The sequence below is a fragment of the Streptomyces sp. NPDC058663 genome (genome assembly GCF_042716745.1).
Taxonomy (GTDB): Bacteria; Actinomycetota; Actinomycetes; order Streptomycetales; family Streptomycetaceae; genus Streptomyces.
This window is the reverse complement of record NZ_JBHXRV010000054.1, coordinates 1-20,807: the sequence shown is the minus strand read 5'-3', so window position 1 is coordinate 20,807 and position 20,807 is coordinate 1. Positions and strand designations below refer to the sequence as shown.

Here is a 20,807-nt window from a genome sequence, read left to right as displayed (position 1 = left end):
GAGTACCCATGGGCCTCGGTGTCCGCTGGACCTTGCACGGTGACGGGCGCACTCCGGCGCCCGGAGCCGTCGTCCGCCCCGACGAGCGGCTGTCCTGGCCGCGCACGGCGGGGCTGGGTGCACAGCATGTGGTGGCCATGTTCGGGGCGAGCTTCGTCGCGCCCGTCCTGATGGGTCTCGACCCGAACCTGGCCATCATGATGTCGGGCGTCGCGACCGTCATCTTCCTGCTTGCCACCAAGGGCAGGGTGCCCAGCTATCTGGGCTGCTCGCTGTCCTTCGTGGGTGTGGCGGCGGCGATCCGGGCGAGCGGCGGGGACAGCGGCACGGTCACCGGTGCGGTGTTCGTGGTCGGGGCGGCGCTGTTCCTGTCGGGTCTGGCCGTGCGGCGGTTCGGTGCGCGGATCATCCATGCGGCGATGCCGCCGGTGGTGACCGGCGCCGTCGTGATGCTGATCGGCTTCAACCTGGCGCCCGTCACGGCCTCGACGTACTGGCCGCAGGACCAGTGGACGGCGCTGCTGGTGATGCTGTTCACCGGATTGGCCGTGGTGGCCCTGCGCGGATTCCTCTCCCGCATCGCGATCTTCCTCGGCCTGATCTTCGGTTACGGCATCTCCTGGGTCTTCGACCTCGTCTTCGGGAAGATCAACTCCTCGGTGGGCGGCGGGCCGGCCGCCGAGCACTGGCGACTGGACCTCTCGGGCGTCGCGAAGGCGGACTGGATCGGTCTGCCGTCCTTCCACGCGCCGAGCTTCGAGTGGTCGGCGATCCTGGTCGCCCTGCCGGTCGTGATCGCGCTGATCGCCGAGAACGCGGGCCATGTGAAGGCCGTCGGCGAGATGACCGGCGACAACCTCGACGACAAGCTCGGCACCGCGATCGCCGCGGACGGCGCGGCCTCGATGCTGTCGACCGCGGTGGGCGGACCGCCCAACACGACGTACTCCGAGAACATCGGCGTGATGGCGGCGACCCGGGTCTACTCCACGGCCGCGTACTGGGCCGCCGCCTGCTTCGCGCTGCTCTTCGGTCTCTGCCCCAAGTTCGGGGCGGTCGTGGCGGCCATCCCCGGTGGGGTGCTCGGCGGTATCACCGTCATCCTGTACGGCATGATCGGGCTGCTCGGCGCCCAGATCTGGATCAACGCCGAGGTCGATCTGCGCAATCCGCTGAACCTGGTGCCGGCCGCGGCGGGCATCATCATCGGTGTGGGCGGCGTCAGCCTGAAGTTCACGGACAGCTTCGAGCTGAGCGGGATCGCGCTGGGCACGATCGTGGTGATCACCGGATACCACGTGCTGAGGGCACTGGCCCCCGCGCACATGAAGTCCCCGTCCCCGGAGCGGGAGCCGCTGCTGGACGCGGGGACGTCCTCGTACGACGTGTCCGACGACCACCCGGCGGGCACGCCGAAGCCCTGACGGGAGCGCTGCGGGGCCCGGCCGGCAGCCGGTCCTGGCCCCGCGTCCGTCAACCGCTCGCCAGCTCCACCGCGTAGTCCGGGGTGAAGCTGCCTGCCGCGCCCTTGCACCCGTCGGACTCGCCGGGCAGTTTGACCCACAGATAGGCGTCGATGCGGGACTCGCCGGTGCTCGTCGTCGGCGGGCGGCCCAGCGCCCGGCCCGAGGGGTCGCACCACTGTCCCGCCGCGGGCGCGCCGTTGCCGTTGCGGCTGGTGTCGATCACCGCGCCCAGCGAGGAAGGCCCGCCGAGTGCGGAGAGCACCCGGCGCGCGTAGGCGACCTCGTCCGCGGTGCGGTGGAAGTTCGACACGTTGGTGAAGATGCCGTCGCTGCTGGTCGTGGCGTTGGCCTGGCGGAGGTAGCCCGCCATCTTGGAGGCGGCGTGCCAACCGGAGTGACCGGCGTCGAAATAGACGCGGGCCTTCGGGTTCGCGGCGTGGATGGCTTTGCCTGCCCGGGACAGCGCGGCGAAGCGGTTGGCCCGCTGGCCGTCGTCGAGGCAGTCGGTCTGGGCGATCGAGTCGGGCTCCAGGATCACGACGGCCTCGCCGCTGCCGAGCCCGGCCGCGAACTTCTTTATCCAGCTGTCGTACGAGCCGAAGTCCGGGGCACCGCCCTGGGAGGCGCCCCCGCAGTCCCGCTCGGGGATCGCGTACGGCACGACGACGGGCACCCGGCCCGCGGCGGCCGCTCCGGCGGTCACGGCCCGGACCCGGCTGGTGATGGTGGCCGGGTTGTACTCGGCGAACCACACGGCGGCCGGCTGGGCGGCGATCCGCGACTGGATCAGAGCATGGCGTGGGTCGCCCCGGTTCGCCCGTACCCAGTCGAGGACCTGGGACTGCGGGTGCAGGTAGAGGTTGCCGGAGACCGGCGCGCTGCTGCGGCTCTTGGGCGGCGCGGGCTTCTGCGTCTTCGGCGGGGTCTTCTTCTTGGGCGCCGGCTTCTTCGTCGCGGTGGCGGACGGCGAAGGAGAGGCGGTGGTCGCCGTCGGGCTGGGCACCGCGGGAAGCGGCGGCACGACGGGCGCCCTGGTGATGTCGGGGCCGGCGGTGGTGCGTTCCCGCTCCTCGCCGGAGGTCGCGGAGACCACGCCGGTGACCGTGCCGACGGCCACCACGGCCGAAGCGACCACGGCCATCGCGCCGCGCAGGGCGGCACCGTTCACCCGCTTGTCCCCTCTGCGGGAGCCGCCGCCCGGTGTCCGGGCCCGCCGCGACGCACGTCCGGAGGCCGCGGCGGCGCCGCTGTCCGCACCGGCCGGCTGCTCCGGGCCGCCGGCGACCGCGCCCGTGTGCCCGGCGACTGTCCCCTCACTGTCACCACGTCTGCCTCGGACGCGGTCCTTGCGGCGTTGGCCTCGTATGCCTGACACCGTGTTCCTCCCCCCTTTCCCCCGGGTTCCGGGGGTTCGCGTTCCCTCGTTCTGGGGAAGCCCCGGCCCGGCTGCGTCGCCCAAAGCCTAGGGCTGGGACGCTGCCCCCATGGCACAGATCGAGCACTTCGCAGTGCAAAGGGACCGTACACGGCTCTCCGCACTGCTCACTCAGCCGCCGGGTGTGCGCTCCGTGGTGGAACGGATGCGCACGGTCCGCGCGGAGATGCCGCCCGGCGACGGGGTCGCGGTGTTCCACCGGATCTATTCGACGGTGACCGAGGAGATCGGCCGGCGGCTCGACGGAGGCCGGTTTCCCGATCCCCACGCCGCGGCCACCCTGGGTGTGCTCTTCGCGGAACGTTATCTCGCGGCCGTCGACGCCGCTGCCGCGGGGCGCTGTACGCCGGCCTGCTGGCGCCCGCTGTTCCAGTACCGGCACCACCCGGGGATCCGGCCGCTGCAGTTCGCGCTCGCCGGGATCAACGCGCACATCGGGCACGATCTGGCCCTCGCGGTGGTCGACACCTGTGCGGCACTGGAGTGCGGGCCGGGCGAGCTGGAGGCGGAGTTCGAGCGGGTCGGCGAGACCCTGGTGGCGCTGGAGGAGCGGATCCGCGAGGACCTGATGCCGGGCCCCGATCTGCTCCAGATCGCCGATCCGCTGACGCACCTGGTGGGGACGTGGAGCCTGGAGCGGGCCAGGGACGCCGCCTGGTCGGCGGCCAGGGTGCTCTGGGGGCTGCGCGAACTCCCGGAACTGGCACGGGAGTTCGCGGAGCGGATGGACTCGGGGGTGGGCCTGGTGGGCCGGTGTCTGCTGACCCCCCTGCGCTGAGCCGGCTCCCGCACGCGGAGCCGGCTCCACCGAGCCGCTTTCCCGGAGAGGGTCAGTCCTCCGGGAGCTCCACCGGTGCGATCTCGTCGTACACGTCGCCCGGGCCCGGGTTGCTGCTGTCGGTGGTGCCGCCGAAGTGGTGCATGACGCCCCACACCGCGTTGAGCGCGGTCTGCACCGCGCCCTCGGCCCAGCCCGCCGTCCAGGAGATGTCGTCGCCCGCGAGGAAGATGCCGCGCTTGTCCTCGGGCAGGCCGTCCTGCATGAAGTGGGTGAACAGACGGCGCTGGTAGCGGTAGTGACCGGGCAGGTTGGCCTTGAAGGCGCCCATGAAGTAGGGCTCGTTCTCCCAGGACACGGTCACCGGGTTGCCGATGATGTGCTTCCGGATGTCGACCTTCGGGTAGATCTCGCCGAGCGACTTGAGCATGACCTCCATCCGCTCGTTCGCGGACAGCGGCAGCCACTTCAGGCTGTCGTCGCACCAGGTGTACGAGAGGCAGATGACGGCGGGCTTGTCGGGGCCCTCGTCCAGGAGGTACGTACCGCGCGTCATGCGGTCGGTGAGCGTCATGGACATCACGTCCCGCCCGGTCTCCTCGTCCTTGTCCAGCCAGAAGGGCCGGTCCACGGGCACGAAGAGCTTGGAGGACTCCATGTAGTGGGTCCGCTCCATCGCCGTCCAGTGGTCGATGGGGAACAGCGAGTCGTCGCAGGAGATCTTCGACAGCAGCAGCCAGGACTGGGCGGTGAAGATCGCCGCCCGGTAGCTGCGGATGTCGCCGGAGGCGTCGGTGACCGTGATGCCGTTTCCGGCCGTACGGTGCAGCCGGGTGACGGCGGGCTTGGGGTCGCCGCCGTGCAGCGTGGCCAGCGAGGTGCCCTGCGCCCAGTGGACGATCTTCTCGGGCGCGCGCTCCCACAGCCGGACGGGGAGCTGCTGGCTCCCGCCGACGATGCCGCGGTGGTGGTCGTCGGCCTCGGTGTAGACGACGCGCAGGATCTCCAGGATGGAGTTGGGGAAGTCGGTGTCCCAGCCGCCCGTGCCGAAGCCGACCTGGCCGAAGATCTCGCGGTGCCGGAAGGACTTGAAGGCCTCGGACTCGCAGAGGAAGCCGTAGAAGGTCTGGTTGTCGAGCTTCTCGACCAGCTTGGCCCAGATCTCGCGGATGCGCGGGACGTCGCGCTCACGCATGGCCTGGTTCATGTCGGAGAAGTCGGCACCCTCCTCCAGGCACGCGCCCCACGCGGCGGCGACGTCGCGGTAGACCTGCGGAAGGTCGTCGACGGTGACCGCGTAGTGCGACTCGCCCTTGAGGTCGACGACCGTCGAGGGGGTCTCGGGGGCGAGCGGGTTGGGGAACGGCCGGGTCTGGAGTCCGACCAGGTCGATGTAGTGCTGGAGCGCGGTCGAGGACGGGGGGAAGCGCATCGCGCCCATCTCCGCGGTGAGCCCCTCCGTCTCCGGGCCTTCGAATCCGACCGTCCGCAGCCGGCCGCCTATCTGGTCCGCCTCGTAGACGACGGGCTTCAGGCCCATCTTCATCAGCTCGTAGGCCGCCACGATGCCGGAGAGCCCGCCACCGATGACCGCGACCTCACTGCCGTGCGCGGTCGCCGGTATCTGGCCGAGGCCGGCCGGGTGGGCCAGGAAGTCGTCGTACGCGTACGGGAAGTCCGGGCCGAACATGGTGATCGGCGGCTGCGCGTCGGTGTGCTGGACGGCGGTGGGCACCGTGGACGTCATGGGGTACGGACTCCTTGCGGGACGGAACAGGGGAAGAGAAGAAGGGGGGCGGGCCCGGCCGCGGGCGCCGCTGCGGGGCCGGTCAGACCAGCGAGTCGTAGAGGCCGGGGCGGCGGTCGCGCAGGTAGGGGTTGTTTTCCCGGGAGGCGCTCAGCAGGGCGGGGTCCACCTCGCCGACGAGGAGTTCCTCACCGATCCCGGCCCGGGCCCTGGTGGCTCCGTCGGGGCTCGCCAGGCAGCTCAGTCCGACGAAGTCGAACTCGCCCTCGGGGCCCGTCCGGTTGACGTACGCGAGGTACATCTGGCTCTCGAAGGCGCGCACGGGGACGACCGACTCGGCGACGAACTGGAAGGGGTGCATCTGGGCGGTGGGCACCAGGAGGAGGTCGGTGCCCGCGAGGGCGTGGGCGCGGACGTTCTCCGGGAACTCCACGTCGTAGCAGATCATCAGGCCGACCCGCAGGCCGCCGAAATCGACCTGGACGACGGCCTGCCGGCCGGGCTCGAAGACCTCCCGCTCGAAGCCGCCGAAGAGGTGGGTCTTGCGGTAGTTGGCCAGCCGGGTGCCGGTGGCGTCGATCAGCTGGACGGAGTTGAAGACCTGGGTGCCCTCGCGCTCGGGGTAGCCGTAGACGATGCCGAGCCCGTGCCGTGCCGCGATGTCGGCGACCGCGTCGGCGCAGTCCCCGTCGGCGCTCTCGGCGAGCCGGTGGACGTCGTCGCCGATGGCGTACCCCGTCAGGAACATCTCCGACGTGACCAGCAGGGCGGCCCCGGCCGCGGCGGCCCGGCGGGCGGCCTCGTCGAGGACCTCCAGGTTCGCGGCCACGGAGCCGGGCCGCCCGGAGCTCTGGAGCAGGGCGAGGCGCAGCGGCTGCGCGGACGGGGACGACGGCATGGCGGACCTCGGGCGGGTGGGGAGGGTGGGGTGGGAAGACGTATTGACGGTACGGTCCGGTACTTGTCCGGGACAAGGCGCGAGCGTTGCGGACCGACCGTTGATCCATTGCGCGAAAGGGCGGCGCGGCGGCGATTCGTTGCGTGCGGGTCGGTGCGGTCGGGCCCGTTGTTGCGTACGCGACGACGAAGGTGACGCCCGCCACGTCCGGGCCGGGCGGGCGGGCCGGTCACGGCGACGGGACAAGAGCGGGCCGGTCGCGGCGACGGGACGGGACGGGTCAGCCGTGGCGGCCGGACCGGGCGGGTGGGCCGGCCGGGGCGTCCGGGTCAGGCGGGTGAGCCCGACGAGAAGCGGCGCAGCAGCGGCGACAGCACCAGGACCGACTTGGTCCGCTCCACGAACGGCTCCCCGGCGATCCGCTCCAGCACCCGCTCGAAGTGCCTCATGTCGGACGCGAAGACCTGGACGATCGCGTCCGCCTCACCGGTCACGGTGGAGGCGGACGCGATCTCGGGGTACCGCTCCAGCCCGCGGTTGATGGCCTCCGGCGACGTGTTGCGCCGGCAGTAGATCTCGATGAACCCCTCGGTCTCCCAGCCCAGGGCCGCCGGGTCCACCCGTACGGTGAACCCGGTGATGGCGCCTTCGGCCCGCAGCCTGTCCACCCGGCGTTTCACCGCGGGGGCGGACAGGCCGACCAGGGATCCGATGTCGGCGTACGAGCGGCGGGCGTCCTCCGCCAGGGCATGGACGATGCGCTCGTCGAGATCGTTCAGTCGCACTGCGGGTGGATCACATTTCTACGCGTTTGCGGAAACCTTCTCCGGCCCGCCCTTCGCCAGCCGCGAGTGACGAATGCCGTATCCGAAGTAGAACACGAGACCCACTGCCATCCAGATTCCGAACACGATCCAGGTCTCCGTGCCCAGCCCGAACATGTTGTAGACGCAGAAGGCGAAGCCCAGGATCGGGAAGAGCGGCCCGAGCGGCACCCGGAAGGTGCGGTTCATGTCCGGCTGGGTGCGGCGCAGAATGACGACGGCGATGTTGACCAGGGCGAACGCGAAGAGCGTGCCGATGCTGGTGGCGTCGACGAGCTTGCCGAGCGGGATCGCGGAGGCGAGCACGCCGCAGAACAGCGACACGATGACCGTGTTGATCCGCGGCGTGTGGGTGCGCGGGCTGACCTTGGAGAAGACCTTGGGCACCAGGCCGTCGCGGGACATCGCGAACAGGACCCGGGTCTGGCCGTACAGCACGGTCAGCACGACGCTGGCGATGGCGATGACGGCGCCGGCCGCGAGCAGGGTGCCCCAGAAGGCCTGGCCGGTGACGTCCTTCATGATGCCGGCGAGCGCGGCCTCCGAGCCCTCGAAGCCCTCCCAGTTGCGCGCGCCCACGGCGACGGCCGCGACCAGCACGTACAGGACGGTGACGATGAGCAGCGAGAGCATGATCGCGCGCGGCAGGTCGCGCTGCGGGTTCTTCGCCTCCTCGCCGGCCGTGGAGGCGGCGTCGAAGCCGATGTAGGAGAAGAACAGCGAGGCACCGGCGGCGCTGACGCCCGTGATGCCGAGCGGCATGAAGTCCTCGTAGTTGCCGGACTTGAAGCCGAGGAAGCCGATCACGCAGAAGAGCAGCAGGGCGCCGATCTTCACCGCGACCATGATCGTGTTGGCGCGCGCGGACTCGCGCGCTCCGCCGAGCAGGAAGGCCATGGCGAGCAGCACCACTATGAGGGCCGGCAGGTTGAAGATCCCGCCGTCGCCGGGCGCCGCGGAGAGCACGTCGGGGATGGTGACGCCGATCGTCCCGTCCAGGAACTCGTTGAGGTACTCGCTCCAGCCGACGGCGACCGCCGCCACCGAGACGCCGTACTCCAGCACCAGGCACCAGCCGCAGACCCAGGCGACCAGTTCACCCATCGTTGCGTACGCATACGAGTAGGAGGAACCGGAGACCGGGATGCTGCCCGCGAGTTCCGCGTACGAGAGGGCCGAGAAGAGGGCCGTGAGGCCGGCTATCACGAACGAGATCGTGACGGCGGGGCCCGCCTTGGGGACGGCTTCGCCGAGGACGACGAAAATACCGGTGCCGAGGGTGGCACCGATGCTGATCATGGTCAGCTGCCACATCGAGAGCGAGCGCTTGAGCGAGCCACCCTCACCCTGACCACCCTCGTTGACCAGCTGGTCCACCGGCTTGCGGCGCATCAGCGGGGATCCGGTGCGGGACTTGGAGGGGGACGGGGGAACGGCGGGTGGCGCTGCGCCTTGATCCAACACGGGGGTGGCTCCTTCTGGCTGCCTGGGCGGGCGGCGGTGACCACGGCGGGCCCCGGTCGCGCAGGCATGACGAAGCAGCCGGAGCCCGGAACCGCCGAGCAGGCGGTCCCCGCCACTCCACGTACAGCGGTGAAGCCTATGAGGCGGGAGTTCCCGACCGTAATGCAGCAACCTTGCGCATTGCCGGATGATCATTGCGCACAATCGTCCGCGATGGCTTTTTCTTGCGCCCCAGCTTTCGATTTCCCTTTTGTCCGGTACGTCGGCACGGTGGTGCGACCGCGTCCACTGCTGCCGTGCGACGGCGGCGCGGCCGGGTTTACTGCCGCCGCGCGACGGCGGTGCGACCGGGCTCACCACTGTCGCGCTCATGCCCGCCCCTCGGTGCGGGCAGGGTGTCAGGAGCGGTCCCGGTGGGGCCGGACCGAATAGTCCCGGTGCGGCCGGACCGAAAAGGGGAGGCGTCGATGACCTGGCTGGATCCCGGGCCCTTCCTGCGCGGAGTGGCCTGGCGCGACGACGGCGGGCGGCCGGTGCGGGCGGACCCCGGTGACCTGGACCGGCTGCCGTGGGACGTGCTGGAGCGCGCCCGGGTGCCGGTGGGGGTGCGGCTGGAGTTCCTCGCGTACGGGGCGGACGCCGTGGAGCTGCGCTACCGCGCGGAGCCGGGTGACGTACCGCACGCGTTCGGGCTCTGGGCGGACGGCCTGGAGCAGGGCGAGGTGCTGGCCGAGCCCGCCGCCGAGTCGGTGGTGCGGCTCGAACTCCCGCCCCGCCGCGGCCCGTTCACTATCCACCCGCCCGACTCGCAGTCACCTCACTTCCTCGGGATACGGGCGGTCGGCGGGCGCATCGCCCCGGCCCCTGCCCGCCCGCGCTGGCTGGTGCACGGCGACTCGATCACCGAGGGGTGGTGGTCGACCCGGCCTGCGCACGCCTGGCCCGCCGCGGCCGGACGGCTGCTGGACCTGGACACCGTCAATCTCGGCCACGCGGGCGCCGGACGCGGGGAGCTGGCCGTCGCCGCGCAGCTGGCCGCCGCCCCCGCCGACGTCCTCACCCTCGCCTTCGGCACCAACTGCTGGGGAAGCACCCCCTTCACCCCTCCCCTGCTGGCCGAGACCGTGCGGGCCTTCCTCGCCCTCGTACGCCAGGGCCATCCGCGCACTCCGCTCCTGGTCGTCTCCCCCGTGCTGCGCCCGGCCGCCGAGCACACCCCGAACACGCTCGGTGCGACACTGGCCGGTCTGCGGGAGGCACTGGAGGGCGTGGTCTGCGAACGGATCGCCGCGGGGGACGACCGGCTGGCCCTGCTGCCGGGGTACGGGCTGCTCGGCCCCGAACACCTCCCGGACGGTCTGCACCCCGACGACGCCGGCCACGCGGTGCTCGCGCAGGCGGTGGCGACGGCACTGGGGAAACTGCTGGAGTGAATGGGACGCGTGGGTCGGGGTAGCCGCGGCGAGGCGGGCTGTGCCGCCCGGCAAGTGAATGCCGACAGCGAGAGGTGTGTGTGAGTACCAGCGAGACAACCGTGCGGGACAGGCTTCTGGACGTCCTGAAGGAACGGGAACAGGAGATCGCGGACCGCTGGGTGCGCATCCAGCTGGAGCGGTCACCGCTCGGCGCCGACATGAACGAGTTCGAGCTGCGCGAGGAGGCGGACATGCTGATCTCCGCGCTCGGCGCCGGACTCGCCAGCGGCGTGCCCGTGGAGCGGCTGGTGGCCTCCCAGCACGACCTGCGCAGGACGGTCATAGAACTGTCGCTGCGCAGGGCGCGTGCGGGCGCGACACCGACGGCCACCTCGCTCGCGGTGCTCTCCCTCAAGGAAGCACTGCTGGAGGCGATGCAGCACACCACCCGCGACGCGGCCGAGCTGTTCTCCGCCGCGGTGCTGGTGAACCGGCTCCTCGACGCGGCGGGCGCACTGTCCTTCGAGACGTACGTCGAAGGGCGCGAGGAGATCATCCAGCGGCAGTCGCGGCAGCTGATGGAGCTCTCCACACCGGTGGTGCGGCTGTGGCACCACGTACTGGCGGTGCCACTGATCGGCACGCTGGACACGGCGCGCACCCAGGTGGTCATGGAGAACGTGCTCCAGGCCATCCAGGACCACGAGGCGAAGATCGCGATCATCGACATCACCGGTGTCCCCGCCGTCGACACCGCCGTCGCCCAGCACCTGATGCACACGGTCAACGCGGTACGGCTGATGGGTGCGGACTGCGTGATCTCCGGGATCAGGCCGCCCATCGCGCAGACCATCGCCCAGCTCGGCATCGACCTGTCCACGATCCTCACCCGGGCGACCCTGGCCGACGCGCTGGCCGCCGCCGTGCGCCTCACCGACCAGCCCTCGGTCTCCGGCTCCTACGCCCCGGCGGGCCCATGACCACGCTCATGAACGGCGTGCCCGGCACGCCGCCGGTCCCCCAGCCGGGCGGAGTGCCGGTCCTGCGGCTCGGCGACGTGCTGGTGACCGGCCTGCTGAACGAGCTGGACGACAAGGCCGCGGTGGCCTTCACCGACGAGCTGACGAACCGGATCGTGAGCGACGCGGCACGCGGCGTGCTGATCGACATCTCCCGGCTGGAGGTCATCGACTCGTTCGTGGCCCGCACCCTGATGGAGCTCACCACCATGGCGCGGCTGCTGGGTGCCCGGGTGATCGTGGCGGGCATGCGGCCCGCCGTGGCGATCACCCTGGTCGAACTCGGGCTGCGGCTGACCGGGGTGGAAACGGCCCTCAACGCGGAACAGGGCCTGGTCGCGCTGGGCTGGCACCGGATGCCCCAGCCCTCCGTGGAGGCCCCCCGTGACTCTCTACGATGAACAGCTCGCGACCGGCGCCGCCATCGCCCCGCCACGCAGCCCGGACCGCCGCCCCGGCCCCGCGACGTACCCCGTCGCCACCGAGGAGGACCTGCTGACGGTCCGGCACGCGGTGCGGGCGGCCACCGTCGAGGCCGGCTTCGGCCTGGTCGACCAGACCCGGATCGTCACCGCCGCCAGCGAACTGGCCCGCAACGCCTACATCCACGGCGGTGGCGGCACCCTGGCCATCGAGCAGCTCCAGCAGAGCGGCAGGCGCGGGCTGCGGCTGACCGTCCGCGACCAGGGACCCGGCATCGCGGACCTGGAGACGGCGCTGACGGACGGCTTCACCACCGGGGCCGGGCTCGGCCACGGTCTGGGCGGGGCACAGCGGCTGATGCACGAGTTCTCGGTGCGCAGCACCACGGGCGAGGGCACCACCGTCGTCGCCACGCGGTGGAACGGGCGCTGATGCCCCTTCCGGAACCCGCGCGCGGTACGCCCGGCCGTGAGGACAGCGGCAGGGGCGGCCCCCGGGCTGCCGCGCCCGCCGACGGGCCCGGCCCCGTGGGGCCGCCCGTTTCCGCCCGGGTCCGCATCGACCACTACAGTGCGGTCCACCTCGCCGCGGCCACCGCCCGGCGGATCGCCCTCGACAGCGCGCTGCCGGGGGCCCTGCCGGACCGGGCCGCCGTCCTGGCCAGCGAGCTGGCGAGCAACATCGCCAAGCACGCGCGGGAGGGCTCGGTGTTCGTCCAGCCGCTGCCGCTGCGCGCCGGCGTGGAGATCCTGGCCGCCGACCGCGGCCCCGGCATCCCCGACCTCGGCGCCGCCCTCACCGACGGCTGGACCACCACGGGCACCCTCGGCTCGGGGCTCGGCGCGGTCCGCAGGATCGCCTCCGAGTTCACCCTCCGCACAAGGCCGGGCACCGGCACTCTGATCTGTGCCCGGGTCACCGCCCCCGGCGCCCCGCCCGCCCCCGGCCCCGATCTGGCCGCCCTCTGTCTGCCGCTGGAGAGCGAGGACAGCTGTGGCGACGGCTGGGCGGCCGCCGATACGGAGCAGGGGCAGCGCACCGTCGTGGTGGTGGACGGCCTCGGGCACGGCCCGTCGGCCGCGGAGGCCGCCGACGCGGCGCTGCGGGCGTTCCGCCGGGATCCCGCACTGCCGCTGCCCGCCCTGATGTCCCTGCTGCACAAGGCTCTGCGCAACACCCGGGGAGCCGCGGTGGGGCTGCTGCGGCTGCGCCCCGACGGGGACGCCGACCACTGCTCGGTCGGCAACGTCCGTACCCAGGCCGTCGGTTACGACCGCGTGCACTCCCGGCTCACCGGACAGCCCGGGGTGGTCGGCTGGAACATGCCGCAGCCCCGCGTGCAGCGCATCCGCGTACCCGCTCGCGCGACGCTGGTGGTGCACAGCGACGGCATCGACTCCCGCTGGACGCACGACCCTTCGCCGTTCCTGCTCCGGCTGCCGCCGCCACTGCTGGCCGCCTCGCTGGCCCACGACTTCCGGCGCAGCAGGGACGACGCGACCGTGGTGGTCACCGGCGCCTGCGCTGCGCCGTCGTCCGACCTGCCCCCGGTGGGTCCGCGGGGTACCCCGAAGAGAGACTCATGATCCCCCACAGTTCCACCCATCACTCCTTGCCCGGGTTGCGCGCCGCCCTGCGGCGTATGGCGCACCAGTTGCGGCTGCCGGTCGAGCTGCGTGCCCGGCTGGCGCTGGCGGTGGCCCAGGTGGCCGCCGGTGAGCTGGGCGCGGGCCGGTCGGTTTCGCTGCACGTGTGCCGGGAGGCCGACGTGGAGAGCGGTCGCAGCGCTCTGACGGTGCGGCTGCGCACCCCGCTCGCTCCGCGCCCGCCCTCGCTGAAGGACCTCCCGCTGCCCGCCCACCGGATGCCGGGGGCGGCGGCGGTGTGGCGGCTGCCGCTGCCCCAGGACCCGGCGTACGAGGGCCCTCGGGGTGCTCGCGGCGGGGACGCACCCGGCGTCTGCGACCTCCTGGAGGAGGAGCTGCGTGCCGCGGTCGCCCGTGCCGACGCGCTGGCCGGCGACCACCAGCGGCTCAAGGACGAACTGGCCGAGACCAACAGCGGTGTGCTGGCCCTGTACGTACAGCTGGAGGAGCGGGACGAGCAGCTGAGACGGGCGCACGGCCAGATGCTGCGCGAGCTGGAGGACGCCCTGCGCCCGCCGCCGGTGCGGGTGCCTGGTCTGGAGATGGCGGTGCACTACGAGCCGGCCGGGACCGACGCGCCCACCGGCGGCGACCTCTACGACTGGTTCCTGCTGCCCGACGGCCGGGTGCACATCACGCTGGTGGACGCGCTGGGGCACGGCGTCACCAGTACCCGCAGCGCCCTCAACGTCACCCACGCCGTACGGACCCTGGCTCTCGAAGGCCATCCGCTGGACTCGATCATCGAGCGCACCGACGAGATCCTGCTGCCCCTGGACCGCGAGCTGATGGCGACCGTCCTGCTGGCGCGGATCGATCCGGTGGGGGGCGGCCTGAAGCTGGCGAACGGCTCCCACCCGCCGGCCCTGGTGGTGCGCGAGGACGGCAGCACGGAGTTCCTCGAAGTGCGCGGCCGAGGCATCGGCTACCCGCTGCCGGGCAGCGAGCGCCTGCTGTACGACGAACTGGCGCCGGGCGATCTGCTGGTGCTGTACACCGACGGGCTGACCGAGAGCCGGAGGGACCCCCGGGAGGGCGAGCAGCGGCTCGAGGAGGCGGCCGCCCGCCATCGGCATCTGCCGATAGACAAGATCCCCGGCGCCATCGCCGCGGACATGCACACCGTGATCCTGCACCCGGACGACACGGTGGCCCTGACCGTACGCCGCACCCGCGAGGACAGCGCATGATCCCCCACCGTGACAGTGCCCAGGCCGGCGACCACGAACTGACCGTGACCGTACGGGAGAGGCCCGGCGGGACGGTGCTCGCCGTGGCGGGCGACCTGGACTTCGACAACTCGCCGCGCCTGCGGTCCGCCCTGGTCCGCCTCCCCCTCTCCCCCGGGCAGCTCCTGGTGCTGGACCTTTCGGAGCTGACGTTCTTCGACTCCACCGGCATCACGATGCTGATCGTCGCGCGCAAGCTGGCACTGGCCGCGGGTGCGGACATCGTGGTCAGCGGGGTCGGCCCGATGGTGGCGAAGATATTCCGGATCACCGGGCTCGACGAGGTGTTCCGCGCCTTCCCGGACCCGGAGACGGCGTTCGCCGCGCATGCGGACAACTGAGGAGGCCGTGGGGGAAATGAGTTCGTGAACTCGGGGTAAGCGAGCGGTTGATGACTGAGGAGCCGCCCGTGGTTGTCCTGGATTCACCGCAAGGAGCGCGCGGAGACAGCGCGTCCGCCAGGGACACCGCCGCCAGATATCTTGCCCAGCACTGTCCCTGGGCCGATCTCGACGCGGTACTGCTGGTGGTGAGCGAGCTGGTGACCAATGCCGTGCGGCACACCTCCGGATGGTGGCGGCTGCGGCTGCGCGCCGGGCAGGGAAAGCTGGTGGTCGAGATGGACGACTCCAGCCCGGAGCGGCCGGTGGCCCGCGAGCCGGACTTCGCGGGCGGGGGCGGCTTCGGCTGGCACATGGTGCACCGGCTGGCGAGCACGGTGGAGGTGCGCATGCTGCCGGAGGGCAAGCAGGTGCGCGCGACCTGGCTGCGTCCGGTGGAGTCCGCCTGCTGAGGCGCCCGGCGGAGTCCGTTTGCTGAGGCGCCCGGTGGAGTCCGCCTGCTGAGGCCAGCCGAGGGACGGTGCGTTCCCACGGCGGGCAGCCGCCCACACCGCACGGAACCCCCGTCACGAACCCGGACACCCTGCGCGGTGGGGAAGCCGTACGCGACAGGTATGCGACGACAGGAGGGGCCCGGCCAAGCCCCTGGGGGTCGTGGCCGGGCCCTCCGCCGTGCCGCTTGCTCGCTGCGCGGGCTCACGGGGTGAGCCGCGCTCCCGGAGTCTCACTCCTGGGTGAGCAGCCCTTCCCGCAGTCGCTTGGTGATGCGCGTCAGCAACCGGGAGACCTGCATCTGGGAGACCCCCAGCTCGGCCCCGATCTGGGACTGCGTCATCTCCGCTCCGTAGCGCATGCTCAGGATCTGCTTGTCGCGCTCGTCGAGCTCCTCGATGAGTGGCTTCAGCGCCTGGACGTTCTCCACGATCTCCATGTCGGCGTCGATGTCGCCGAGCCGGTCGGCGAGGGTCTGCGAACCGGAGTCCGCGCCGTCGTCGAGCGGGATGTCGATGGAGCCCGCGGTGTAGCCGTTGGAGGCGACCAGTCCTTCGACGATCTCCTCCTCCTCCATGTCGAGGTAGGCGGCCAGCTCGGCGGTGGTCGGTGCCCGGTCGAACTGCTGGAAGAGCACGTCGGACGCCTTGGCGAGGTCTATCCGCAGCTCCTGCAGCCGGCGCGGCACGTGGACCGACCAGCTGGTGTCCCGGAAGAACCGCTTGATCTCGCCGACGATGCACGGCATCGCGAAGGTGGCAAACTCGACCTCACGGGTCAGCTCGAACCGGTCGATGGCCTTGATCAGACCGATCGTGCCGACCTGGACGATGTCTTCCATCTGGTCCGCGCGGTTGCGGAACCGGGTGGCCGCGTACTTCACGAGGGCCAGGTTGAGCTCGATCAGCGTGTTGCGGGCGTACTGGTATTCGTGTGTGCCCTCCTCCAGGACGGCAAGCTGCGCGAAGAAGAGCCGCGACAACTCCCGGGCGTCCTTCGGGGCTACCTCCGACGGATTCTGCACATGCGGAAGTACCTGCTCCGTGGTGGTGCTCACGGACGTTCCACGCGTGGCTCCAGTCGGGACTGCGGTCGCCATGGACACGGTGTCCTCCCCTTCATCGGTGTATCAGCGCAAGGGCGCGTGTACCCGCAGGCATGCCTGCCATGCGCGTTCACCCCTCGCGAATTTATTGAACACCACCTTTGCCCCGCGCTACCCCGACTCCTCCCCTGCTCAAGTCATCCCAAACCGCCCACGATGCCTTTGGATGCCAGCTTCCCGCCGGAGAAGCAGAGCCGGTAGGCGTCGTCGGACATCAGTCCCGTGCTGTAGTACGCGCACTGCGCACCCGGTGGTTCCGCCGGTGCTCCGTCGGGGACGGCGTCCCTGGTGAACAGCGGCAGCCCCCCTGTCACGTCGCTCCGTGGCTCCCCCACCACCGCCCCCTCGTACGCCTGCCGGTCCAGGACCGAGAGGGCGGAGTTGACCAGCGAGACGGGGACCATGACGAGCAGGATTCCGGCGAGGGCCGCGAGCGGAGCCCAGACGGTCTGGCGGAACCGCCGCCGCACCTGGTCGCGCGCGTGCTCCAGCTCGCGGGCGGACCGGGTGGCGGCGGGCCGTCCCGCGCCGAGGGAAGCAGCTCCGGCCACGGCGGGCAACCGGGCACCGACCTCGTACCCGCCGCCGGGCAGCGGTCCGGCCCGCAGGGTGCCGCCCGCGAGCCGCACCCGCTCGTCGAGGCCGACCAGACCGGTGCCGCCGGAGGCCACGCCCAGTGCCGAAGTGCCGCGCCCCGCACGTCCGCCAGTGCCGTCCAGGGTCCCGGCGCCGTTGGTGACCGTGACCTCCAGGGCGTCCCCGGCGCGGACGACCGAGACCCGGACCGGCGCGCCCGGCGCGTGCTTGACGGCGTTGGTCACCGCCTCCTGGACGACCCGGTGCACGGCGTGCCCCACCATGGGCGGCAGCGCGCTCTGCTCGCCGTGCTGCTCCAGGACCGCGTCGATTCCGGCGGCACGCGCCCGTGCCACGACCTCCGCCGGGGAGACCGGGGCCCCCGTCTCCCCCACCGAGGACCGCTCGCCGTCCGGATCTCCTTCGTCGTCCGTGCGCAGTACGCCGATGGTCTCGCGCAGCCGCCCGGTCGCCGCGGCGGCGGCCTCGCGGAGTTCGCCCACGGCCGCCTGCTGCCGGGCGTCCAGGCCCGGATCGACCTGAAGCGCCGCCGCCCGCAGGGCGATCAGGGTGAGGTCGTGGCCCAGGGAGTCGTGCATGTCGCCCGCGATCCGGGCCCGCTCGCGCATCCGGGTGCGGTCGGCGACCGCCTGCTGCTCACGCTCCATCCGGTCGGCGAGCCGCCAGCCGGTGGTGACCAGATCCGCGTACTGGCGCCGCCAGCGCCCCAGCAGCCAGGGAAGTCCGGCGGTCAGCAGCAGCATCAGGAGTTGGGTGGGCCAGGCCCACAGATCACGTTCGAGCACGCACAACGGCAGGCCGGCCAGGGCCGCCGCCCCGAAGAAACACACCGCCGCCCGGACCTCGCCCGCCCTGCCCCCGGCGACGAAGGCGAGGACCACCAGCGCCGGCAGGAACGGCAGCGTGAGCAGCTCGACGTCCCCGGTCAGGTTCAGGGCCAGCGGCACCACCAGCACACCCAGCGGCCACCGCCGCCCCAGCACGACCGCGACGGCGAGCAGTGGCACCCCGACGGCCACCAGGAGGACGGACCGGCCCTGCTGCCCCTGCCGGGTGACGGCCAGGGTGAGGGGCAGCGCACTCACCGCGAGCCAGACCCCGAGGTCGTACAGCCGCCCCCGCCACGTGTTGTTCATGGCCCAAGTCTGTCCGCTCCGCCGGCCCGGCACCGCTGACGAAAGTAAGGAGTACGCACCGAACCGGGCGGCGGGGCGGCCTGGTTGATCCGTGGGAGGGCCGCCGGGCGGTCCCCCCGGGGGCGGGTGCCACCCACTCCTCGCCGACGGGAAGCCGACTGCCGCCGCCTGTGCGGGTGCGCGAGCCCGTGCCGCCCGTGCGGGCGCGCCGACCCATGCCGCCCGCGTCGGCACGCAAGCCCGTACCCCCGCGGTGGCGCAGCAGCCCAGGCCGCCGCTCCTCATTCCTCCGGGACGAGTCCCGCCTCGTAGGCGAGGATCGCCGCCTGTACGCGGTTCTTGAAGTCGAGCCGGGCCAGGATCTGGCTGACGTACGCCTTCACCGTCCCCTCGACGACGTGCAGCCGCCGTGCGATCTCGGCGTTGGAGAGCCCGGCCCCCACCAGGGCGAGCACCTCCCGCTCCCGGGTGGTCAGGCCCTCGGTCCTGGCCCGGGCGGAGGCCTGCTTGCCCAGGTGCCCGGTGCCGAGGTGGGTGATGACGCGCCGTGCAACGCTCGGCGACAGATAGGCGCCGCCCTCGGCGACGGCCCGTACCCCGGCGATCAGTTCGCGCGGGTCACCGGACTTGAGGACGAATCCGGCCGCCCCCGAGCCGAGCGCACTGGCGATGTACTGGTCCTCGGAGAAGGTCGTCAGCATCATCACCGCCGTCGTCGGCAGTACCCGCCGCAGTTCCTCGGCGGCCTGGAGTCCGTCCGCCTTCGGCATGCGGATGTCGAGCAGACAGACGTCGGGCCGGTGGCCGAGCGCCAGCTCGACCGCCTCGTGCCCGTCGCCGGCCTCCGCGACGATCTCGATGTCGTCCGCGACGGACAGGATCGCCCGCACCCCGGCCCTGATCATCACCTCGTCGTCCGCCAGCAGTACCCGGATCACACCGCTCCCCTTACGCCGACCGCCCTTGCGCCGCAGGCTACCCCGGCCCGGCGCACGTGAAGGGCCCGCCTCCCCCGGGGGCAGGGGAGGCGGGCCCTTCACAGGCACACCCAGGGGCCCGGAATGCCGCCCGCGGGCGCGTGGTGCCTAGCCCCAGCTGGCGTGCAGCGGCTTGCCCTCCGCGTAACCGGCGGCACTCTGCACACCGACGATCGCCTTCTCGGCGAACTCCTCCAGCGAGGCGGCGCCGGCGTAGGTGCAGGAGGACCGCACGCCCGCGACGATCGAGTCGACCAGGTCCTCGACGCCCGGACGGGACGGGTCGAGGAACATCCGCGAGGTGGAGATGCCCTCCTCGAAGATCGCCTTGCGGGCGCGGTCGTACGCCGACTCCTCGCTCGTGCGGTTGCGCACGGCGCGCGCGGAGGCCATGCCGAAGGACTCCTTGTACCAGCGGCCGTCGGCCGACTGCTGGAGGTCTCCGGGGCTCTCGTAGGTACCGGCGAACCAGGAGCCGACCATCACGTTGGACGCACCGGCGGCCAGCGCCATGGCCACGTCGCGCGGGTGGCGGACGCCGCCGTCGGCCCAGACGTGCTTGCCGTGCTTCTTCGCCTCGGCGGCGCACTCCATCACCGCGGAGAACTGCGGCCGGCCCACGCCGGTCATCATGCGGGTGGTGCACATGGCGCCGGGGCCCACACCGACCTTGATGATGTCGGCGCCGGCCTCGATCAGGTCCCGGACGCCCTCGGCGGCGACGATGTTGCCCGCGACGATCGGGACCTGCGGGTCGAGGGCGCGCACGGCCTTGACCGCGGCGATCATCGACTCCTGGTGGCCGTGCGCGGTGTCGACGACGAGCGTGTCCACGCCCGCGTCGAGCAGCTGCTTGGCCTTGCCGGCGACGTCACCGTTGATGCCCACGGCGGCGGCGATGCGCAGCTTGCCGTCGGCGTCGACGGCCGGGGTGTAGAGAGTCGCGCGCAGGGCGCCCTTGCGGGTGAGGATGCCGGCCAGCCGGCCCTCGGCGTCCACGGCGGGGGCGTAGCGGCGGTTGGCGGCGTCCAGCTTGTTGAACGCCTCGCGCGGGTCGATGTCCGCGTCGAGCAGGACGAGGTCCTTCGACATGACCTCGGAGAGCTGGGTGAAGCGGTCGACCCCGGCCAGGTCCTGGTCGGTGACGACACCGACCGGCCGCTGGTCCGCGTCGACGACGACACCGGCGTTGTGCGCCCGCTTGGGCAGCAGGGACAGCGCGTCGGCGACGGTCTGGGTGGGGGCCAGCACGATCGGCGTGTCGAGGACGAGGTGCCGGGTCTTCACCCAGGACACGACCTCGGTGACGACCTCGATCGGGATGTCCTGCGGGATGACGACGAGCCCGCCCCTGCGGGCCATCGTCTCCGCCATGCGGCGGCCGGCGATGGCGGTCATGTTGGCGACGACCAGGGGGATCGTGGTGCCGGTGCCGTCCGGGGCGGAGAGATCCACACCCTGGCGGGAACCGACCGCGGAGCGGCTCGGCACCATGAAGACGTCGTCGTACGTGAGGTCGTACGGCGGCTTGAGATCATTGAGGAAACGCACGCGCGGAACATCCAGTCGTTCGGTGTTGGCCCCGGGGCATTTCAGCCCGGGGGAAAACGCACGTACTTGATTCTCCCACGACTGTCCGGAATTGCGCTCCGGGCGGATCCTCCAGGCACCCGGGTGCGGGCATGGGCGATGCTCCAAAGCGGCACCGGGAGGCGCCGCGGCGAGCGCGGGAGGCCCGCGCCGATGGCCGGGAGGCGCCGCGGCGAGCGCGGCAGGCCCGCGCCGATGGCCGGGAGGCGCCGCGCCGAGCGCGGC

Annotated in this window: 19 protein-coding genes; 10 read left to right on the top strand and 9 right to left on the bottom strand. The window is 72.1% G+C overall.

The window, feature by feature from the left end:
• The first annotated feature begins 8 nt into the window (after positions 1–8).
• Positions 9–1,424 (top strand): uracil-xanthine permease family protein, encoded by a 1,416-nt coding sequence (locus ACFWVV_RS31260; protein ID WP_384355425.1) that lies wholly within the window; start codon positions 9–11, stop codon positions 1,422–1,424.
• A gap of 49 nt (positions 1,425–1,473) precedes the next feature.
• Here the strand turns inward: ACFWVV_RS31260 and ACFWVV_RS31255 are convergent, their stop codons facing one another.
• Positions 1,474–2,607 carry a glycoside hydrolase family 6 protein gene (locus tag ACFWVV_RS31255; RefSeq protein ID WP_384355498.1) on the bottom strand — a complete coding sequence of 378 codons (1,134 nt, stop codon included), beginning with the start codon at positions 2,605–2,607 and terminating at the stop codon, positions 1,474–1,476.
• A 343-nt stretch (positions 2,608–2,950) separates the two neighbouring features.
• Between ACFWVV_RS31255 and ACFWVV_RS31250 the strand changes: the two genes are divergently transcribed.
• On the top strand, positions 2,951–3,679 hold the full coding sequence (locus tag ACFWVV_RS31250) for a DUF5995 family protein (protein WP_384355423.1): 729 nt from the start codon (positions 2,951–2,953) through the stop codon (positions 3,677–3,679).
• Between the two features lie 52 nt (positions 3,680–3,731).
• On the opposite strand, the gene ACFWVV_RS31245 is transcribed toward ACFWVV_RS31250, so the two are convergent.
• The 4 genes from ACFWVV_RS31245 to ACFWVV_RS31230 form a co-directional block, all read right to left on the bottom strand.
• A complete protein-coding gene (locus ACFWVV_RS31245; RefSeq protein ID WP_384355421.1) occupies positions 3,732–5,426 on the bottom strand; it encodes a flavin monoamine oxidase family protein in 1,695 nt (564 codons plus the stop codon).
• An 82-nt stretch (positions 5,427–5,508) separates the two neighbouring features.
• Positions 5,509–6,297 (bottom strand): carbon-nitrogen hydrolase family protein, encoded by a 789-nt coding sequence (locus ACFWVV_RS31240; RefSeq protein ID WP_384355496.1) that lies wholly within the window; start codon positions 6,295–6,297, stop codon positions 5,509–5,511.
• 356 nt (positions 6,298–6,653) lie between these two features.
• Positions 6,654–7,109, bottom strand: coding sequence for an Lrp/AsnC family transcriptional regulator (locus tag ACFWVV_RS31235; RefSeq protein WP_384355419.1), 456 nt, complete (start codon positions 7,107–7,109; stop codon positions 6,654–6,656).
• An 18-nt stretch (positions 7,110–7,127) separates the two neighbouring features.
• Complete coding sequence (locus tag ACFWVV_RS31230) at positions 7,128–8,612, bottom strand: amino acid permease (RefSeq protein WP_384355417.1); 1,485 nt, start codon at positions 8,610–8,612, stop codon at positions 7,128–7,130.
• Positions 8,613–9,079: 467 nt separating this feature from the next.
• On the opposite strand from ACFWVV_RS31230, the gene ACFWVV_RS31225 reads away from it, so the two are divergent.
• The 8 genes from ACFWVV_RS31225 to ACFWVV_RS31190 all read left to right on the top strand — a co-directional run bounded on the left by ACFWVV_RS31225 (position 9,080) and on the right by ACFWVV_RS31190 (position 15,137).
• Complete coding sequence (locus tag ACFWVV_RS31225) at positions 9,080–10,045, top strand: GDSL-type esterase/lipase family protein (protein WP_384355415.1); 966 nt, start codon at positions 9,080–9,082, stop codon at positions 10,043–10,045.
• An 80-nt stretch (positions 10,046–10,125) separates the two neighbouring features.
• A complete protein-coding gene (locus tag ACFWVV_RS31220) occupies positions 10,126–11,007 on the top strand; it encodes an STAS domain-containing protein (RefSeq protein ID WP_384355413.1) in 882 nt (293 codons plus the stop codon).
• Positions 11,004–11,447 carry an STAS domain-containing protein gene (locus tag ACFWVV_RS31215; RefSeq protein ID WP_384355411.1) on the top strand — a complete coding sequence of 148 codons (444 nt, stop codon included), beginning with the start codon at positions 11,004–11,006 and terminating at the stop codon, positions 11,445–11,447. The genes ACFWVV_RS31220 and ACFWVV_RS31215 overlap by 4 nt, the downstream gene beginning before the upstream one ends.
• Positions 11,448–11,469: 22 nt before the next feature.
• On the top strand, positions 11,470–11,901 hold the full coding sequence (locus tag ACFWVV_RS31210; protein ID WP_384355494.1) for an anti-sigma regulatory factor: 432 nt from the start codon (positions 11,470–11,472) through the stop codon (positions 11,899–11,901).
• Complete coding sequence (locus ACFWVV_RS31205; RefSeq protein WP_384355409.1) at positions 11,901–13,055, top strand: hypothetical protein; 1,155 nt, start codon at positions 11,901–11,903, stop codon at positions 13,053–13,055. Before ACFWVV_RS31210 ends, ACFWVV_RS31205 begins: the two co-directional genes overlap by 1 nt.
• Positions 13,052–14,305, top strand: coding sequence for a PP2C family protein-serine/threonine phosphatase (locus tag ACFWVV_RS31200; protein ID WP_384355407.1), 1,254 nt, complete (start codon positions 13,052–13,054; stop codon positions 14,303–14,305). Before ACFWVV_RS31205 ends, ACFWVV_RS31200 begins: the two co-directional genes overlap by 4 nt.
• On the top strand, positions 14,302–14,685 hold the full coding sequence (locus ACFWVV_RS31195; RefSeq protein WP_384355406.1) for an STAS domain-containing protein: 384 nt from the start codon (positions 14,302–14,304) through the stop codon (positions 14,683–14,685). The genes ACFWVV_RS31200 and ACFWVV_RS31195 overlap by 4 nt, the downstream gene beginning before the upstream one ends.
• Before the next feature lie 68 nt (positions 14,686–14,753).
• Complete coding sequence (locus tag ACFWVV_RS31190; RefSeq protein WP_384355404.1) at positions 14,754–15,137, top strand: ATP-binding protein; 384 nt, start codon at positions 14,754–14,756, stop codon at positions 15,135–15,137.
• Between the two features lie 272 nt (positions 15,138–15,409).
• Here ACFWVV_RS31190 and ACFWVV_RS31185 read toward each other — a convergent pair whose 3' ends face one another.
• From ACFWVV_RS31185 to ACFWVV_RS31170, 4 genes are all read right to left on the bottom strand, one after another.
• Positions 15,410–16,282, bottom strand: coding sequence for an RNA polymerase sigma factor SigF (locus ACFWVV_RS31185; RefSeq protein WP_384355402.1), 873 nt, complete (start codon positions 16,280–16,282; stop codon positions 15,410–15,412).
• 137 nt (positions 16,283–16,419) lie between these two features.
• The gene (locus ACFWVV_RS31180) at positions 16,420–18,015 is read right to left on the bottom strand and encodes a sensor histidine kinase (RefSeq protein WP_384355400.1); all 1,596 of its coding nucleotides are present in this window, start codon (positions 18,013–18,015) and stop codon (positions 16,420–16,422) included.
• Between the two features lie 281 nt (positions 18,016–18,296).
• Entirely contained in the window at positions 18,297–18,953 is a 657-nt protein-coding gene (locus tag ACFWVV_RS31175; RefSeq protein ID WP_384355398.1) for a response regulator, read from the bottom strand.
• Between the two features lie 147 nt (positions 18,954–19,100).
• The gene (locus ACFWVV_RS31170; protein ID WP_384355492.1) at positions 19,101–20,486 is read right to left on the bottom strand and encodes a GuaB1 family IMP dehydrogenase-related protein; all 1,386 of its coding nucleotides are present in this window, start codon (positions 20,484–20,486) and stop codon (positions 19,101–19,103) included.
• Between the last annotated feature and the right edge of the window lie 321 nt (positions 20,487–20,807).

Bases quoted from the DNA above. Each gene is read 5' to 3' on its own strand.
- ACFWVV_RS31215 (WP_384355411.1), top strand. From the start codon at position 11,004: ATGACCACGCTCATGAACGGCGTGCCCGGCACGCCGCCGGTCCCCCAG.
- ACFWVV_RS31170 (WP_384355492.1), bottom strand. From the start codon at position 20,486: ATGGTGCCGAGCCGCTCCGCGGTCGGTTCCCGCCAGGGTGTGGATCTC.
- ACFWVV_RS31180 (WP_384355400.1), bottom strand. From the start codon at position 18,015: ATGAACAACACGTGGCGGGGGCGGCTGTACGACCTCGGGGTCTGGCTC.
- ACFWVV_RS31245 (WP_384355421.1), bottom strand. From the start codon at position 5,426: ATGACGTCCACGGTGCCCACCGCCGTCCAGCACACCGACGCGCAGCCG.
- ACFWVV_RS31250 (WP_384355423.1), top strand. From the start codon at position 2,951: ATGGCACAGATCGAGCACTTCGCAGTGCAAAGGGACCGTACACGGCTC.
- ACFWVV_RS31205 (WP_384355409.1), top strand. From the start codon at position 11,901: ATGCCCCTTCCGGAACCCGCGCGCGGTACGCCCGGCCGTGAGGACAGC.
- ACFWVV_RS31255 (WP_384355498.1), bottom strand. From the start codon at position 2,607: ATGGCCGTGGTCGCTTCGGCCGTGGTGGCCGTCGGCACGGTCACCGGC.
- ACFWVV_RS31225 (WP_384355415.1), top strand. From the start codon at position 9,080: ATGACCTGGCTGGATCCCGGGCCCTTCCTGCGCGGAGTGGCCTGGCGC.
- ACFWVV_RS31200 (WP_384355407.1), top strand. From the start codon at position 13,052: ATGATCCCCCACAGTTCCACCCATCACTCCTTGCCCGGGTTGCGCGCC.
- ACFWVV_RS31260 (WP_384355425.1), top strand. From the start codon at position 9: ATGGGCCTCGGTGTCCGCTGGACCTTGCACGGTGACGGGCGCACTCCG.
- ACFWVV_RS31195 (WP_384355406.1), top strand. From the start codon at position 14,302: ATGATCCCCCACCGTGACAGTGCCCAGGCCGGCGACCACGAACTGACC.